This window comes from Pseudomonas sp. NFACC08-1 (assembly GCF_900106735.1).
GTDB lineage: Bacteria > Pseudomonadota > Gammaproteobacteria > Pseudomonadales > Pseudomonadaceae > Aquipseudomonas > Aquipseudomonas fluorescens_Q.
Map to the genome: position 1 here is coordinate 321,595 of NZ_FNNL01000004.1, position 15,736 is coordinate 337,330.

Consider the following 15,736-nt stretch of genomic DNA (forward strand, 5'->3'; position numbering starts at 1 on the left):
ATGAATAGCAACACACTTTGGTTGATCGGCCGGCGCCTGGGCGCTGCGGTCGTGACCCTGTTGATCGTATCGATGGTGGTGTTCGCCATTACGGCGGTGTTGCCGGGAGACGCGGCGCAACAGTCCCTTGGACAGTTCGCCACGCCTGAGCAAGTGGCGGCGCTGCGGGTGAAGATGGGCCTGGACCAACCGGGTGTGTTGCGCTACCTGCACTGGTTGATGAGCCTGCTCAGCGGTGACATGGGCGTGTCGATCTCCAACGCCACGCCGGTCAGCGAGTTGATGGCTGGCCGGGTGCCCAACACCCTGATGCTGGCGGCGGCCACGGCGCTGGTGTCGGTGCCCGTGGCGTTGATCCTGGGCATCGGCTCGGCGATGGGGCGAGGGGGACGCATCGACGGCTTCCTGAGCTTCTTCACCCTGACGATGGTGGCGGTGCCGGAGTTCCTGGTCGCCACCCTTGCAGTGCTGATTTTCGCGGTGAACCTGGGTTGGCTGTCGGCGCTGTCCTATTCCAGCGAGATCACTTCGCCTCTGCAATTCATGCGTACCTACGCCTTGCCGGTGATGACCCTGTGCTGCGTCATCGTTGCGCAGATGGCGCGCATGACCCGGGCGGCGGTGATCGATCAACTCGACAGCCCCTACGTGGAAATGGCCCGTCTCAAAGGTGTGAGTCCGGTGCGGGTGGTGCTGCGCCATGCCTTGCCCAATGCCATCGGGCCGATCGCCAATGCCATCGCCCTGAGCCTGTCCTACCTGTTGGGTGGGGTGGTGATCGTCGAGACGATTTTCAACTATCCCGGCATCGCCAGCTTGATGGTCGATGCCGTGACCAACCGCGACATGGCGTTGGTCCAGGCCTGCACCATGCTGTTTTGTACGGCGTACCTGGCGTTGGTGCTGGTGGCTGACCTGTGCGCGATCCTGTCCAATCCGAGGCTGAGAAACCAATGAACAATCTCATTGTGAAATCCCCGCCTGCGGCGCCCGAACCGGCGTTGGTCAAGGTGTCGCGCAAAACGCCCTGGCTCGGCCTGATCGGCGCCGCGATGTGTGTGATCTGGTTGCTGGTGGCTATCTTCGGGCCATGGCTGGCGCCGCACCCGGTGGGTGAAGTGGTCTCCGACAATGTCTTCGACAACCTCAGCGCCACTTATCCGCTGGGCACCGATTATCTGGGCCGCGACATGCTCAGCCGCATTCTCGTGGGCGCGCGCTTCACGGTGGGCCTGGCGCTGGTGGCGGCGGTGCTGGCCAGTGGGCTGGGCACCAGTTGCGCGCTGCTGTCGGTGGTTTCGCCGAAGTGGCTGGACGAGCTGATCAGCCGCCTGATGGACGCTTTCATTTCAATCCCGAGCAAGATGCTGGCGCTGATCATGGTCTCGGCGTTCGGTTCGTCGGTGACGCTGCTGATCTGCACGGCGGTGCTCAGTTTCATGCCGGGGGCGTTTCGTATCGCCCGCAGCATGGCGGTGAACATCGAGGCCCTGGAATACGTGCAAGTGGCCCGCACCCGTGGCGAACGCCGGCTGTACATCGCTTGTGTGGAAATCCTGCCGAACATGCTCAACCCGGTGCTGACCGACCTGGGCCTGCGTTTCGGCTTCATCGTCCTGCTGCTTAGCGGCATGAGCTTCCTCGGCCTGGGCGTGCAACCGCCGGATGCCGACCTGGGCTCGCTGGTGCGGGAAAACATCGGCGGCCTCAACCAGGGGGCGCCGGCCATCGTGATTCCAGCCCTGGCCATCGGCACCCTGACCATCGGCGTCAATCTGTTTATCGACCGCTTGTCTTCGCGGCGCAACCGACGTACGGGAGGCCATTGATATGAGCCAATTGATCCGAGTCGAGAACCTGCGCGTAGTCGCCTGTGGCGAGCGCAGCGAGGTGGAGATCGTCAAGGGCGTGAGTTTTTCCCTGGAGAAAGGTGAAGTGCTGGCGCTGATCGGCGAGTCCGGTTCGGGCAAGACCACCATCGCCCTGGCGTTGCTCGGTTATGCCCGGCGCGGTTGTCGCCTGGCCGGCGGCGTGGTGCAGATTGGCGAGCACGACATGCTCGCCTTGAGTGAACGCGAGCTGCAAGGCCTGCGCGGCAATCGGGTGTCGTACATCGCCCAAAGCGCCGCGGCGGCGTTCAACCCGGCCAAGAAACTCATCGACCAGGTGGTGGAAGGGGCGGTGATCCATGGCCTGGGCAGCCGTGCCGTGCTCGAAGCCAAGGCCATCGAACTGTTCCGCGACCTGGCGCTGCCGGATCCCGAGCGCATCGGCCAGCGTTATCCCCATCAAGTGTCCGGCGGGCAACTGCAGCGGGTGATGGCGGCCATGGCGCTGATCAGCGACCCGCTGCTGGTGGTGCTCGATGAGCCGACCACGGCCCTCGATGTGACGACCCAGATCGACGTGCTGCGCGCCTTCAAGCGGGTCGTGCGCGAACGTGGCGCGACGGCGGTATATGTGTCCCACGACCTGGCCGTCGTGGCGCAGATGGCCGATCAGATCGTGGTGCTCAACGGCGGGCAGATCTTTGAACAGAGCGCCACGGCGCCGCTGCTCAAGGGCCCGGCTCACGCCTACACCCGCAGCCTGCTGGCGGCGGCACGGCCAGACACGACGATTCGCCCACCCTGCGGCGTGGCCGAAGACACGCCGTTGCTGACCATCCAAGGCCTGGTCGCAGGCTACGGCAACAAGAACCAGCAGGGCATGCCGGCGATCCGGGTGCTCGAAGACATCGACCTGACGGTGCGCAGGGGCCAGGCCATCGGTGTGATCGGTGAGTCAGGCTCGGGCAAATCGACCCTGGCGCGGGTGGTGGCCGGGCTGTTGACCCCGGCCCTGGGCGGGCTGACGTTTGACGGTCAGCCACTGGGTGGCAGCTTGTCCGAACGCACGGACGAACAGTTCCGGCGTATTCAAATGGTGTTCCAGAATGCCGACACCGCGCTCAACCCGATGCACAGCATCAACACCATCCTGAGCCGGCCGTTGAAGATGTATTTCGGCCTCAAGGGCGCGGCGCTGCGTGAGCGTATCGGCGAATTGCTCGACCTGGTGCGTCTGCCACGGGACATGGCCGAGCGCCGCCCGAGCGAACTCTCCGGTGGACAGAAACAGCGGGTCAACCTGGCCCGGGCGCTGGCGGCCAAGCCGGATCTGATCCTGTGCGATGAAGTGACCTCGGCCCTCGACACCGTGGTCGGCGCGGCGATCCTTGAACTGCTGCGCGACTTGCGCCAGCAACTGGGGGTTTCCTACCTGTTCATCAGCCACGACATCTCCACGGTGCGGGCGCTGTGCGACGACATCGTGGTGATGTACAGCGGCCACAAGGTCCAGGCGGGCACCCGACAATCGTTCGCCCAGGCGCCGTTCCATCCCTACACCGACCTGCTGATCCACTCGGTACCGGAGATGCGTCAGGGTTGGCTGGAAAGTTGTGGCGCCACCACCTGCGGCACGCTGCCGGTGTTGGGCGCGCGCGCCGAGGTGCCGGACCTGTGCACCTTCCTCAATCGCTGCCCGGTGCGGGTCGACGGCCTGTGCAATCACACCGCGCCGCCCCGGCGGATCATCGATGGCGGCAGCGAGGTGCTCTGTCATCACGACAGCGCCGAGCTGCTCAAGCGCCAACAGGATTCAAACAGCATGATCGTGGGAGCCTACGCATGAACGCGCGTTTCGTGAGGTTGGCCGAACAGGGCCGGCCTGTCGTCAAATTGAAAGTGGATGGCGTCCCGGTCGAGGCGTTGCAGGGCGACACCTTGATGGTCGCCTTGCTGACCCACGGCCCGGCGTTGCGCCAGTCGGAATTCGATCCGGGCAGCCGTGCCGGTTTCTGCCTGATGGGCGCCTGCCAGGATTGCTGGGTCTGGACCCGCAGCGGCGAACGCCTGCGGGCCTGCTCCAATGAAGTACGCGAAGGGCTGGACATCATGACTCAACAACCGGAGGCGATATGGCCACTGCGCGGCTGAACACGCATCGAGTCGTCATCGTCGGCGCCGGGCCGGCCGGCATCCGTTGTGCCCAGACCCTGGTCGCAGCGGGCTTCAAGCCGATCCTGCTCGACGAAAACCGTCGCGATGGCGGGCAGATCTATCGGCGCCAGCCCGAAGGGTTCACCCGCAACTACGCCACGCTGTACGGCACCGAGGCGGACAAGGCCCGTGACCTGCACGAAAGCTTCGACCGCCTGCGCCCGCAGATCGACTACCGTCCGGACACCCTGGTGTGGAACCTGACACCCGGGCAATTGTGCTGCGTCAGCCAGGGCCAGCACACGACGGTGGATTACGACGCGCTGATCCTCTGCACCGGCGCCACCGACCGCTTGATGCCCATCGAGGGCTGGCAGTTGGGCGGCACCTACAGCCTCGGCGGCGCGCAGATCGCCTTGAAGGCCCAAGCGGTTTCCATCGGTCATCGGGTGGTGTTCATGGGCAGCGGGCCATTGCTGTATCTGGTCGCCAGCCAATACCTCAAGGCCGGCGCCAATGTCGCAGCGGTGCTGGACACATCGCCGCTGGGCCAGCGCATCAAAGCCTTGCCCAAGCTCATGGCGCGCCCGGGCTTGCTGTTCACCGGCATGAAATTGTTGGCGCAGTTGTATCGGGCGAAGATTGCCGTGCACCTGGGCATTTCGCCGCTGCAAATCCTGGGAGAGGCGAGCAGCGGCGTCAGCGGCGTGCGGGTTCGTACCGCGAGTGGGGAAACCTTGACGGTGGCGTGCGACGCGGTGGCGCTGGGTTATCACTTGCGCCCGGAAACCCAACTGGCTGACCTGGCGGGCTGCCGCCTGCGCTTTGACGAGGCCTCCAGTCAATGGCTGCTGGACACGGACGAAGAGGGGCGGACCTCGGTCAGCGGTGTCTACGCCGCCGGTGATGGTTCGAAGATCCGTGGCGCCGATGCCGCCGAGCACGCCGGACGCCTGGTCGCCCTGGCATTGTTGAGCGATCTGCAGCAGCCGGTGGACGCCGCACTCGTCGCCGAACAGCGCCAGGCGCTCAAGGTGATGGACGCGTTTCGCCTAGGCTTGGCCCAGGCGTTTCCGTGGCCGGCGGCACAAGCCAAGGCCTTGCCGGACGAAGCCATCGTCTGCCGCTGCGAGATGATCAGCGCCGGCGAACTGCGCCGCACGGTCAGCGAAAAGGGCGCCTGTGAAGTCAATCGGGCCAAGGCGTTCAGCCGGGTTGGCATGGGCCGCTGCCAGGGACGTTATTGCTCCCAGGCCGGGGCCGAAGTCATTGCAGCAGCAGCGGGTGTCCAGGTGCAGGAGGTGGGTCGCCAGCGCGGCCAGGCGCCCGTGAAACCCCTTTCGATGCTCACTCGGGAGGTGACGCCATGACGCTGAATAAAGCTGATGTGGTGATTGTCGGCGGCGGCCTGATGGGCTCGGCGGCAGCGTTTTTCCTGCGCCAGCGGGGGCAGTCGGTGATCTTGCTGGAGCGTGACCAGATCGGCCAGTACGCCAGCGGCGTCAACTTCGGCAACGTCCGGCGCCAGGGACGTTTCCTTGGGCAACTGGAACTGGCGAACCGCTCCTGGGCGCTGTGGAAACGCCTGCCGGAGCTGATCGACGACGACCTGGAGTTCATCGCCAGCGGGCACATGCGCGTGTGTTATCGCGAGGATGAGATCCCTGAGCTCGAGGCTTATGCGGCCGCCCCCGAAGCGGCGCAACTGGACTTGCAGATCTATCGCGGCAGCGAGCTTCACGCGCGTTTTCCGTTTCTTGGCAAGGACGTCAAGGGCGGCTCCTATGCGCCCCACGACGGTCACGCCAACCCGCGCCTGGCCGCCCCGGCGTTCGCCCGGGCGGCGCGGCGGCTCGGGGCACGCATCGAGGAGCGCTGCGAAGTGGCCGAGGTGCAGAAGGTCGGTGAAGGGTTCGGTATCAGCACCACCGATGGTCGCCAGTTCAGCGCCGCGCAACTGTTGATTACCGCAGGCGCTTGGGGCCAGAAGCTCTCGGCGCAATTCGGCGAGCCGGTGCCGCTGGAAACCAACGGCCCGCAGATGGCCGTCACCGAACCGGTGCCTTACGCCTTGCCGACGGTGATCGGGGTGTACACCAAGATTCCTGAAGAAGTGATCTATTTCCGCCAGATTCCCCGGGGCAATATCATCATCGGCGGCGGCTATCGCAGCAAGCCGGACATGCTCAACCGCCGGGCCTATGTCGAGCCGCGCAGCATCCTCAACCAACTGGACCAGATGCGTCGGCTGCTGCCGGGTGTCGGCAATCTCAACATCATCCGCGTGTGGAGCGGCATCGAAGGCTACCTGCCCGATTCCCTGCCGGTGATGGGGCCCAGCGGCAACGTCGATGGCTTGTACTATGCGTTCGGCTTCAGCGGCCATGGCTTCCAGCTCGGTCCGGGCGTTGGCGATGTCATGGCTGAACTGATCAGCACCGGCAGCACTCGAACCTTCATCGAGCCGTTCTCCATCCGCCGGTTCGCCCTTTTCGCCGAGCAACGGAGCAAGGCCTCATGAAACCCCGCGTGTTAGCCATTTTCGAACGCCTGCTGGCGTTTGAAACGGTCTCTTCAGAATCGAACCTAGCCCTGATCGAGTACGTGCGCGAGCTGTTGCTGAGCAAGGGCATCGAGTCGCTGATCGTCAAGGATGAGAGCGGCAAGAAGGCCAACCTGTTCGCCAGTACTGGCCCGCGTGACTTGCCCGGGGTCCTGCTGTCCGGCCACACCGACGTGGTGCCGGCGGCGGGGCAGGCCTGGACCGTTCCGGCGTTCCAGGCGACCGTGCGCGATGGGCGGGTCTACGGGCGCGGCAGTTGTGACATGAAAGGTTTCATTGCGCTGGCCATCGACGCCATGCTCGATGCCGCCGACCATTCGTTGAACCGGCCATTGCAACTGGCGCTTTCCCACGACGAAGAGATCGGTTGCGTGGGGGTGCGGCGCTTGCTCGACGTGCTGCACCTGGCGCCGGTGCGACCGTTTCTGTGCGTGATCGGCGAGCCAACCAACATGCAATTCGTGCTAGGCCACAAGGGCAAGGGTTCCTATCGCACCTACTGTCGCGGCCTGGAAGCGCACTCATCGCTGGCGCCGCGCTCGGTCAATGCGATTCACGTGGCCTGCGATTTCATCGCGGCGTTGCGCCAGAGCCAGCAGCAATTGCAGGAGCAAGGCGCCCAGGACGCGGATTACGACGTGCCCTACAGCACCGTGCATGTCGGGCAGATTGTCGGCGGCAAGGCACTGAACATCGTGCCAAACCTGTGCACCCTGGATTTCGAAGTGCGCAATTTGCCGGACGATGATCTGGACCTGTTCCTGGAGCAACTGCGTGAGCGCGCCGAGGTGATCGTGCGCGAGGCGAAAAAACTCTCCAGCGTCGCGGACATCGAGATCGAAACCCTGAATGTCTATCCGGGCCTCGACACCCATCCGAGCGTCGAAGCCGTGCGCTTCCTGAAAAACTTCGCCACCCCGGACACCGGCACCGCCAAGGTCTCCTTCGGCACCGAGGGCGGCCTGTTCAAGCAGCGTCTGGATGTCCCCGTGGTGGTCTGCGGCCCAGGCTCCATCGAACAGGCGCACAAGCCTGACGAGTTCATCGAAATCAGCCAGATGGACGCGGGGGAGCGGTTTCTGGAAGGGTTGTTGGGGTCGTTGAAAATCTAAGCTGTTCTCAAGTGAAATTACCTTCCCCTGTGTGCGAGCTTGCTCGCGATGGCGGTGGTTCAGTTGGCAATGATGTTGAATGTGCCGCCACCATCGCGAGCAGGCTCGCTCCCACATAGGCTTCAGTGGTGACGCTGACACCTCGGTAGAGCCTGCCGTCCCACCTCGAAATTTCAGCATCCAACACTGCCCAATCCCCGCTTTCAGCATCCTGCCCCGCGGCATCTCCCTAGACTGGAGCTACCTCGGAACAGGACGCGACCATGCTCAAGAATCGATTGAAAGACCCCAGCCTATTGGCAGAACTCGCTTACGTCGACGGTCAGTGGATCGGTGCCGACAACGCCGCCACCCTTGACGTCATCGACCCGGCCACCGGCCAGTCGCTGGCTCGTGTACCCGCGATGCAAGGCGTGGAAACCCGGCGTGCCATCGAGGCTGCCGAGCGCGCCTGGCCAGCGTGGCGCGCGCGTCCGGCGGCGGAGCGGGCAGCGCTGTTGGAGCGCTGGTATCAGGCCATGATGGACAACCTCGACGACCTCGCGCTGATCATGACGTGCGAACAGGGCAAGCCGTTGAGCGAAGCCAAAGGCGAAATCCGCTACGGGGCCGGTTTCGCCAAATGGTTTGCCGAAGAGGCCCGGCGGGTCTATGGCGAGACCATCCCGGCGCCCAGCGGTGACCGACGCCTGCTCACGCTCAAGCAGCCGGTGGGGGTCTGTGCCGCGATCACCCCATGGAATTTCCCCAATGCGATGATCACTCGCAAGTGCGCACCGGCCTTGGCGGCGGGGTGCCCGGTCATCGTCAAACCCTCGGACCTGACTCCCTTGTCGGCCCTGGCCCTGGCGGTGCTGGCCGAGCGGGTCGGGATTCCGGCCGGGGTGTTCAATGTCGTGACGGGTATGCCCGCCGGTATCGGCGAGGAACTGACCGGCAACCCGACGGTGCGCAAGATTTCCTTTACCGGTTCGACGGCGGTCGGGCGTTTGTTGATGCGCCAGAGCGCCGAGCACATCAAGCGCTTGAGCCTGGAGCTGGGCGGCAACGCGCCGTTCATCGTGTTTGACGATGCGGACCTGGAGCAAGCCGTCGCCGGCATCATGCTCAGCAAGTTTCGCAACGCCGGCCAGACCTGCGTCTGCGCCAACCGCATCCTGGTGCAGGACGGTATCTACGAACGCTTCGCCGCGCGGCTGGTGGAGGAGGTGGGCAAGCTCAAGGTCGGCAATGGGCTGGAGGCTGGCGTGATGATCGGCCCGCTGATCAACCTCGCTGCGGTGAACAAAGTTGCCCGGCACATCGACGATGCGTTGAGCCAGGGCGCGCGCCTGCTCTGTGGTGGCGTTCCCGAGGGCGACAGTCAGTTCGTCCAGCCAACGGTACTGGGCGAGGCCCACGCCGGAATGTTGCTGGCCAACGAAGAAACCTTCGGCCCGGTGGCTCCGCTGATGCGCTTTACTACAGAAGAGCAGGCCCTGGTCCTGGCCAATGCCACGCCGTATGGCCTGGGCGCTTACTACTTCACCCAGGACCTGCGCCGCTCATGGCGTTTCGGCGAGGCGCTGGAGTTCGGCATGGTCGGGCTCAACACCGGGATCATTTCCATGGAAGTCGCGCCCTTCGGCGGCATCAAGCAGTCGGGCCTGGGGCGCGAAGGCAGCAAGTACGGCCTGGACGAATACCTTGAAGTCAAAGCCTTCCACATCGGTGGGTTGTGATGCGACCGTCATTTGAACAGACACCAGGGAGCCACGATTGATGAGCAAACCATTTCGAATCGCTGCCATTGCCGGCGATGGCATCGGCAAGGAAGTCCTGCCGGAAGGGCTGCGGGTACTGGAGCAAGCCGCGAAAAAGTGGCAGTTGTCGCTGGACATCGAAGTGCTCGATTGGGCCCATTGCGATTACTACTTGGAACACGGGCAGATGATGCCCGCCGACTGGTTCGAACAACTCAAGGACTTCGACGCCATCTACTTCGGCGCCGTGGGCTGGCCGGACAAGGTGCCGGATCATGTTTCCCTGTGGGGCTCGCTGCTCAAGTTCCGTCGCGACTTCGACCAGTACGTGAACATCCGCCCGGTGCGGCTGTTCCCGGGCGTGCCGTGCCCCCTGGCCGGGCGCAAGGCGGGGGACATCGACTTCGTGGTGATTCGTGAAAACACCGAGGGCGAATACTCTTCCGTCGGCGGCAAGATGTTCGAGGGCACCGAGCATGAGTTCGTGCTGCAGGAATCGGTGTTCACCCGGCGCGGGGTCGACCGGATCCTGAAGTTCGCTTTCGACCTGGCCCAGACCCGACCGCGCAAACGGTTGACAGCGGCAACCAAGTCCAACGGCATTTCCATCAGCATGCCGTATTGGGACGAGCGCACGGCGTTGATGGCCGAGCGGTACCCGGATGTGCAGTGGGACAAGCAACACATCGACATCCTGTGCGCTCGCTTCGTTTTGCAGCCCGACCGGTTTGATGTGGTGGTGGCGTCGAATCTGTTCGGCGACATCCTTTCCGACCTGGGCCCGGCCTGCGCCGGCACTATCGGCATCGCACCGTCGGCCAACCTTGATCCGGAACGCCGCTACCCGTCGCTGTTCGAACCGGTGCATGGTTCGGCCCCCGATATCTATGGGCAGAACATCGCCAACCCGATCGCGATGATCTGGTCCGGCGCCTTGATGCTCGACTTCTTGGGTAACGGCGATGAACGCTACCGCGCGGCCCATGATGGGATTCTCAAGGCCATCGAACAGGTGATCGCCGAAGGCCCCATCACCCCCGACCTGGGTGGACAAGGCTCGACCCAGGCTGTTGGCCAGGCCATCGCCGCGGCGCTCTGAGACTTGATCCAACCTGCGACACCTTTTGCCCGCCCACACGGCGGGCTTTTTTTATTCCAGATCGACCACCCACTTCACACCCGCCACCAATCCCTTGTGGGAGCGAGCTTGCTCGCGATAGCGCCAGTGCAGCCGTACACCGGATTACTTGACGACGTACACCTTGCGCACATAAACGCTGCTTTTCCAGGCACACGGGGCATTCAGCGGGACGAATACGGTATCGCCGGTGTTGACCGTCAAGTCGCTGCCATCGGCTGCCTGTAAGGTGACGCTGCCTTCGAGCAGGTGCATCAGTTCATGCAGTTTGTGCGGTCGTGACTTGCGGGTGTAGGGCGTCGAGTCCCAGATACCGATGCGCAGGTTGCTCACTTCTTCGACAAACAGATTGTGCGAGCGACATTGCGGTGGCGGGCTGAGCAGGATCTCGTCATCCGGGGCTGCGGAAGGCGAGAGCAGGGTGTGGGCGGGGAGTGCCGTCAGTCCGGGAAGGTGCGCTTCGATGCGCTGGGTGTCGGCACAGAAGGCCCAAAGCGAGCCGGGTTGCGCCTCGACTTCAAGCGCGGTCCCCCGACCGATCACCGCGCTTTCACCTGGCTTGAGCTGCAGCGTCTGCCCCTGGCTGCGCAGCGTTACTGCGCCGGCATGCACCACGAGCGTCTCACTGAAGGGGTATTCATCGACGCTGAACAGCCCGCTCGCCCGGACCACGCCGGCAGTCATGCCATCCTCCCCGGCATAGGCGATGAGTCGGTCGAACGGATCCTTGGCGCCCAGTGAACCCGGGGTGAACGGGGTTGAGGCAAGACTGCCATTGGCGTGTGCCAACAGCACTGCAGTGGGTTCGAGCATGAAGATGATTCTCCAGGGAGCATTGAGGGAAGTGTGGGTTTTCAGCCAATGGCCTGGGTCACCGGCGCAAATTGCCGAACCGCACCGGTAGCCTGCGGGGGCGTGCCCCGTGCCATTTGGGCGACGGTGTCGACCTGCTTGAGCCCGGCCTCTTCCAGCCAAGGGGCCAGACCGCTGTTTGAGGGGATGTCGATGCGAACGAATGCCCCCGGCACTTGGGCCAGCAGCACGGCGATCAAGTGCTGAGCCTGTTCCAGGGTCTGGGCGATGACTGGGCCAATGCAGCGACCACGGCCAAAGGGGCGCAGCAGGGCGAAAGCGCACAGGTGACCGTCCTGTTCGATACCCACGCAATGTTCAACGACACCGAACAGGTCATTGAGTACGGCGGTTCGTTCCAGCCCGCTCCCGGCATTGGCCAGTTTGATCAACTCGGCGTGATCGGCTTCGTCCAGCACGCGGCAGCGTTCACCGGTGGCCAGTTCTTGCGGGGCCGGCACCAGCGCTTGCCCTTGATGCTGCTGGATATGCCCAAAATCAACGAACCCCTGGCTGGCATACAGCGGGGCACCGGCCAGCGTCGCATTGAGGATGGCGGTTCGCGAGCCGCAAGCTTCGATTGCCAGTTCCATCAGTTTGCGACCGATTCCCCGGCCTTGATATTCATCGTCGACAATCACCAGGCCGATCGTGGCGTAATCCCCCTGGGCGCAGGTGAACGCCGTGCCAATCAAACGGCCCTGGTCTTCCACGACAAAACCCTGGGCAACACGTTGCAACATCGCCCAGTCTTCCAGGCGATGGGGCCATTTCAATTGCACGGACAAGGCATGGGCCGCAGGCACATCGGCGGCGGTCATGGCGCGATAGAAGTAAGTAGGGCGTTGCGAAATGGACATGGCAGATCACCATAAAATAAGGGGCGAAATCGGATGGATGTGTGCGCTGAAAGTCTTTGTATCTCACCTGCCATCGGGCCTGGCAAGGGCGGCAAATCGATTCGGTATCTTCCGTAAGCAACGGCTCTGCCGGCCACATTTCTTGCTCAAATCAGACGCTTGGCCAGCAGTAAATACCGGGTCGTTTTTTCGCTGTTCAGATCGAAACCAGAGGTCATCGAGGGCTCAATAGTTACGCTCACGATCAACCAGGCCCAGCATCGATTTTCCCCGTTGATGCCGGCGGATGTTCTCCAACAACACGCCAAAGGCACTTTCAGGCTGAGTCATCGCCGCGATGTGCGGCGTCAACAGTATCTGTGGATGGTGCCAGAAGGGGTGATCCATCGGTGCCGGCTCCTGCTCCAGCACGTCCAGCACCGCGGCGCTGAGTTGGCCGTCGGCAAGGGCTTCAAGCAGGTCCGCTTCCACCAGGTGCCCACCTCGGCCCATGTTGACCAACGCTGCGCCCTTGGGCAGGTGTTGGAACAGCTGGCGGTTGAGGATCCCCCGGGTCTGCTCGGTCAACGGCAGGACACACAGCACAATGTCGCATTGACCGAGAAAGGCCGGCAATTGCTTGTCGCCAGCAAAGCACGCGACGCCCTCGATGTCATGCTCGCTGCGGGCCCAGCCCGATAAGGCAAAACCAAAGGTCTTCAAGGTGGCGAGTATCTGCCGTGCCTGCAAACCCAGGCCCATGAGGCCCACCCGGCGTTGCCCGGCGGGCACCAGCCGGTGCGCTTGCCAGCCCCGTTCGGCCTGTTGCTGGCGATAGCGCAACATGTCCCGGTGCAGGCTGAGCACGGCGAAACTGGCGTATTCGCACATGCCCTGGCTGATGCCCGGGTCGAGCAAGCGCACCACCGGCAGCGTCGTAGGCAACCGGCTCAGGTCAAGTTGATCCACGCCGGCCGACAAGGCAAACAGCACCTGCAGATTCGGCAACAGCGTTTCGACGTCGTCCGGTGCCTGCCAGGCCGCCAGGTACCGGATATCCCGCGGGTCGCCGATGTCTGGCCAGGCACGCCATTCAATGTCCGGCGCGTGTTCGGCGAATAGGCGCCGCCAGTGTTCGCCGCGTACCGGGTCAGCTTTATAGAGCAGGGCCATGGGTCACTTCTCGCCTGAAATCAAGGAGCCCCTAGCATGCCTCAACGCCAGAGCAGGATCTGTCGAAAGGGCCGGCGTAGCAGCATCGCACTGCGTTGCAAGGTGCCTCTTGCGGCAGATTCCATGGGGCTGGAATGCCTCTGGAGGATTCTGCTGTTTGCCGGGGTGTAAACAGTCGATCCGAATTTCTCAACGACCAAGTTCGGCTTAGACAATCGCGTCGAACGCTTAACCTGTGAACACACCGCAGCCGCTTCCTGGGTGCGAGGCTCACGATGGGAAATGCCAATGAACAGTAAAGTCGAAGAAACCCCAAGTTTGCTCCGTCAGCGTGATCAATTCGTGCCACGTGGCCTGGTCACCGCGCACCCGTTGGTGATCGATCGGGCCCAGGGTTCGGAATTATGGGACGTGGATGGCAAGCGCTACCTGGACTTCGTCGGCGGCATCGGTGTGTTGAACATTGGCCACAATCACCCCAAGGTCGTCGCGGCCGTGCAGGCCCAGTTGCAGAAGATCTCCCATGCCTGCTTCCAGGTCGTGGCCTACAAGCCTTACCTGGACCTGGCCCAGCGCCTGTGCGAAATGATCGGCGGCCAGCACGCCTATAAAGCGGCATTTTTCACCTCGGGTGCCGAAGCGGTGGAAAACGCGGTGAAGATCGCCCGGGCCCACACCAACCGCTCGGCCGTGATTGCCTTTCGTGGCGGATTCCATGGCCGGACCTTGCTCGGCACCACGCTGACCGGCATGAGCCAGCCGTACAAACAGAACTTCGGCCCGTTCGCCCCGGAGGTCTTCCACACGCCCTATCCAAATGCCTATCGCGGCGTCACCAGCGCCATGGCGCTGCAGGCGCTGGACGAGCTGTTGGCCACGCAAGTGGCACCTGAGCGGGTCGCGGCCATCATCATCGAGCCGGTGCAGGGCGATGGCGGTTTCCTGTCGGCCCCCGCCGAGTTTTTGCAGGGCCTGCGCGCATTGACGCAAAAGCATGGCATTGTGTTGATTCTCGATGAAATCCAGACCGGTTTCGGTCGTACCGGTAAATGGTTCGGTTTCCAGCACGCCGGCATCCAGCCGGACCTGGTCACGGTCGCCAAGAGCCTCGCCGGTGGCTTGCCGTTGTCGGGTGTGGTCGGCAAGGCCGAGATCATGGACGCTCCACTGCCGGGTGGCCTGGGCGGTACGTACGGCGGTAATGCGCTGTCGTGCGCGGCGGCGCTGGCGGTGATCGAGGCGTACGAGCAAGAACAGCTGCTGGCCCGTGGCGAAGTCCTGGGTGAGCGCTTGCGCCAGGGCCTGCTGCATCTGCAAACGCGTTATCCGCAGATCGGCGACGTGCGCGGCAGCGGCTTCATGCTGGCGATCGAACTGATCAAGCATGATGAGGCGCGGACCCCGGATGCCGACCTGAACCAACGCCTGATCGACGAAGCCCGGGCCGGTGGTTTGCTGGTGATCAAGTGCGGGGTGTACCGCAACGTCTTGCGCTTCCTGGCGCCGCTGGTGACCAGCGAAGCGCAGATCGACGAAGCGTTGCAGATTCTCGACGGTGCCTTGGCACGCGTCCTGGGCTGATGCCCGCGTTCATGACGTTTGCCGGGGCAAGCGTCAGTGGCGGTTAATGGAGCGTTGATCGATGGGACATCATCGGAGGCTTTACAGATGAGGCTGACTGAATATCGGGCGTTGTTGATCGACTGCGATGAGGTCTTGGTGGATCGGGACTCCGGCGTCTGGACGGCGTTGCAACCGTTGCTGGAAAACCATGGCGAGCCGTTGGACAAAGCACAGGTGCTCGCCGATTTTGACGAAGTACTGCAAGCCTTGTACCCGCGTTTCGGCGAATTGGGTTTCAGCGGCTTGCTGTGTTTCGCCCACCGTCAATTGGCCGAGCGCTGGAAGCTCAAAATCAGTTGGGAGGAGGGCATGAGCTTCGCCCGCTCGGCTGCCGGTTGGACGCTGTTCGAGGATGCGCCGGGTGCGATGCTCTACCTGCGCAAGTTCTATCGGTTGTTGGTGCAAGGGGATCGCGATGCCGAGGACCGGGGCGTGTTGTGCGAGCGCCTGGGCATCGAGCCTGATGATTTTATTTCGCTGGCGAGCGACCCGTTGCAGGATCACGATTGGCTGGCGGCCAATGGCCTGAGCGCCGAGACGATTCTTCAGGTGACCCGTCCTGGCGCCCGTCCACGGTCGGTTGGGGCTGTTTGCCTGATCTGCCGCAACGCCGATAGGTCGCCCGCGCCCTGTGCGGCGGACTACTGCATCAACAGCATGGCTGATCTGGTCGCTCAGCATCAGCTGTCCTTACGACGCTGATTTTGTTAG

General features: G+C 63.4%; 14 protein-coding genes. 11 read left to right on the forward strand and 3 right to left on the reverse strand.

The window, feature by feature from the left end; genetic code table 11:
* The 9 genes from BLU76_RS11215 to BLU76_RS11255 all read left to right on the forward strand — a co-directional run bounded on the left by BLU76_RS11215 (position 1) and on the right by BLU76_RS11255 (position 10,499).
* The gene (locus BLU76_RS11215; RefSeq protein ID WP_014337747.1) at positions 1 to 957 is read left to right on the forward strand and encodes an ABC transporter permease; all 957 of its coding nucleotides are present in this window, start codon (positions 1 to 3) and stop codon (positions 955 to 957) included.
* Positions 954 to 1,829: an ABC transporter permease gene (locus BLU76_RS11220; RefSeq protein ID WP_063320549.1), complete on the forward strand. Its 876-nt coding sequence runs from the start codon at positions 954 to 956 to the stop codon at positions 1,827 to 1,829. Before BLU76_RS11215 ends, BLU76_RS11220 begins: the two co-directional genes overlap by 4 nt.
* Before the next feature lies 1 nt (position 1,830).
* Positions 1,831 to 3,675, forward strand: a complete 1,845-nt coding sequence (locus BLU76_RS11225) for an ABC transporter ATP-binding protein (RefSeq protein WP_092222759.1) — start codon at positions 1,831 to 1,833, stop codon at positions 3,673 to 3,675.
* Positions 3,672 to 3,980 carry a (2Fe-2S)-binding protein gene (locus BLU76_RS11230; protein ID WP_072339509.1) on the forward strand — a complete coding sequence of 103 codons (309 nt, stop codon included), beginning with the start codon at positions 3,672 to 3,674 and terminating at the stop codon, positions 3,978 to 3,980. Before BLU76_RS11225 ends, BLU76_RS11230 begins: the two co-directional genes overlap by 4 nt.
* Positions 3,962 to 5,353, forward strand: a complete 1,392-nt coding sequence (locus BLU76_RS11235; RefSeq protein WP_092222761.1) for an FAD/NAD(P)-dependent oxidoreductase — start codon at positions 3,962 to 3,964, stop codon at positions 5,351 to 5,353. The genes BLU76_RS11230 and BLU76_RS11235 overlap by 19 nt, the downstream gene beginning before the upstream one ends.
* Positions 5,350 to 6,504, forward strand: a complete 1,155-nt coding sequence (locus BLU76_RS11240; RefSeq protein ID WP_092222763.1) for an NAD(P)/FAD-dependent oxidoreductase — start codon at positions 5,350 to 5,352, stop codon at positions 6,502 to 6,504. Before BLU76_RS11235 ends, BLU76_RS11240 begins: the two co-directional genes overlap by 4 nt.
* Complete coding sequence (gene argE / locus BLU76_RS11245) at positions 6,501 to 7,658, forward strand: acetylornithine deacetylase (protein WP_092144570.1); 1,158 nt, start codon at positions 6,501 to 6,503, stop codon at positions 7,656 to 7,658. Before BLU76_RS11240 ends, argE begins: the two co-directional genes overlap by 4 nt.
* Before the next feature lie 263 nt (positions 7,659 to 7,921).
* Positions 7,922 to 9,379: an NAD-dependent succinate-semialdehyde dehydrogenase gene (locus BLU76_RS11250; protein ID WP_092222765.1), complete on the forward strand. Its 1,458-nt coding sequence runs from the start codon at positions 7,922 to 7,924 to the stop codon at positions 9,377 to 9,379.
* Positions 9,380 to 9,419: 40 nt separating this feature from the next.
* Positions 9,420 to 10,499 (forward strand): tartrate dehydrogenase, encoded by a 1,080-nt coding sequence (locus tag BLU76_RS11255; protein WP_092222767.1) that lies wholly within the window; start codon positions 9,420 to 9,422, stop codon positions 10,497 to 10,499.
* A 144-nt stretch (positions 10,500 to 10,643) separates the two neighbouring features.
* Here the strand turns inward: BLU76_RS11255 and BLU76_RS11260 are convergent, their stop codons facing one another.
* From BLU76_RS11260 to BLU76_RS11270, 3 genes are all read right to left on the reverse strand, one after another.
* Entirely contained in the window at positions 10,644 to 11,351 is a 708-nt protein-coding gene (locus BLU76_RS11260) for a cupin domain-containing protein (RefSeq protein ID WP_092144574.1), read from the reverse strand.
* 41 nt (positions 11,352 to 11,392) lie between these two features.
* Positions 11,393 to 12,250 (reverse strand): GNAT family N-acetyltransferase, encoded by an 858-nt coding sequence (locus tag BLU76_RS11265; RefSeq protein ID WP_092144576.1) that lies wholly within the window; start codon positions 12,248 to 12,250, stop codon positions 11,393 to 11,395.
* A 225-nt stretch (positions 12,251 to 12,475) separates the two neighbouring features.
* On the reverse strand, positions 12,476 to 13,402 hold the full coding sequence (locus BLU76_RS11270) for a 2-hydroxyacid dehydrogenase (RefSeq protein ID WP_092144578.1): 927 nt from the start codon (positions 13,400 to 13,402) through the stop codon (positions 12,476 to 12,478).
* A gap of 288 nt (positions 13,403 to 13,690) precedes the next feature.
* Between BLU76_RS11270 and gabT the strand changes: the two genes are divergently transcribed.
* Both gabT and BLU76_RS11280 read left to right on the forward strand, forming a co-directional pair.
* Positions 13,691 to 14,983, forward strand: coding sequence for a 4-aminobutyrate--2-oxoglutarate transaminase (gene gabT / locus BLU76_RS11275; protein WP_063320560.1), 1,293 nt, complete (start codon positions 13,691 to 13,693; stop codon positions 14,981 to 14,983).
* 87 nt (positions 14,984 to 15,070) lie between these two features.
* On the forward strand, positions 15,071 to 15,727 hold the full coding sequence (locus tag BLU76_RS11280; RefSeq protein WP_092144580.1) for an HAD family hydrolase: 657 nt from the start codon (positions 15,071 to 15,073) through the stop codon (positions 15,725 to 15,727).
* Positions 15,728 to 15,736 lie beyond the last annotated feature (9 nt).